Origin of the sequence: Flavobacterium sp. IB48 (genome assembly GCF_016405855.1) — a bacterium.
Classification (GTDB): domain Bacteria; phylum Bacteroidota; class Bacteroidia; order Flavobacteriales; family Flavobacteriaceae; genus Flavobacterium; species Flavobacterium ginsengisoli.
The window spans coordinates 1-1,014 of the sequence record NZ_JAEFCA010000027.1 but is presented as its reverse complement, the minus strand read 5'-3'; the positions used below and the strand labels follow the sequence as shown (position 1 = coordinate 1,014).

Annotated in this window: 2 protein-coding genes; both read left to right on the top strand. The window is 31.9% G+C overall.

Annotated features, from left to right (window positions below; genetic code table 11):
* Positions 1–305: hypothetical protein (locus JC605_RS23605; protein WP_198858530.1), on the top strand; the 305-nt coding region annotated here is incomplete at its 5' end.
* Positions 306–322: 17 nt separating this feature from the next.
* Positions 323–826 carry a hypothetical protein gene (locus JC605_RS23600; RefSeq protein ID WP_198858529.1) on the top strand — a complete coding sequence of 168 codons (504 nt, stop codon included), beginning with the start codon at positions 323–325 and terminating at the stop codon, positions 824–826.
* Positions 827–1,014 lie beyond the last annotated feature (188 nt).

Below are 1,014 nucleotides of genomic sequence, written 5' to 3'. Positions count from 1 at the left end.
TGATATTAATTGACTTTCCTGTGTGTGCACGAGCGAGACGCTCGCGCCAGCAGGGGAAAGGCTTTGATTTACAAGCATTTATTCATAAAGCAGAAAATATTAAATTCAAATTAAAAGATGTAAGGACAAAAAAAGATATAATCATGAATGCGTCTGAATTTCAACAAAAAGTAAAGGCTATGTATCTACGATCAGATCTCATTGAAATAAACCCCTCAACTTTTAACACAACTAAAAAAGAAATTATTGAAGGCACTTATCAATATCTACACAAAAAATATAATCAAACAAACAGTTGGGATTAATAACAAAAAATAAAAAAATGGCAAGAAGAATAGAATTAGAAGTTGATTATAGTACAAATACACTTGGCTTTTATACAAATTTTGATAATTACGGAGCAATTTTATATTATGCTTATACAATAAATAAAAACTTAGCTTTAGAGCTTTATAAAGCTATGGTTAGTGAATATTATTATAAATTAGAAACAAACATGCCTTTACAAGGAGTTACAGAGGAAAATTCAAATGCTTATCTATTATTGGACGATTTACCACAAGTAATATCATTTATAAATAATGAAGTTTTACCCTCTTTACAATTATTACCTTTAACCTTAGATTTAGTCAGTGTGTGGAATATAGGAAATAGTTTTGACGCTTTTCTAATGAATAAAGGCAGTTTCTTTAATTATTTTAGCATTGATAATATAAAACAAAGAGGATATACCGTTGAATATTTTATTGGAGTGTTTACTCAATTAAGAGACTTTTTTCAAGATGTTAAAATCAAAAATGTGACATACAAAGTATCCATTGTGTAAGATTAACCCGATCACGCAGATCTATCCCCCGCTGGCGCGAGCGTCTCGCTCGTGAACGCAAAGTTGTCCTGTCCTAAAATAGATTTACAAAAAATAAAAAACAGCTCAAAGACCCGATCGCGCAGATTTATCTCCCCGCTGGCGCGAGCGTCCCGCTCGTGAACGCAAAGTATTTCTTACATTAGCTC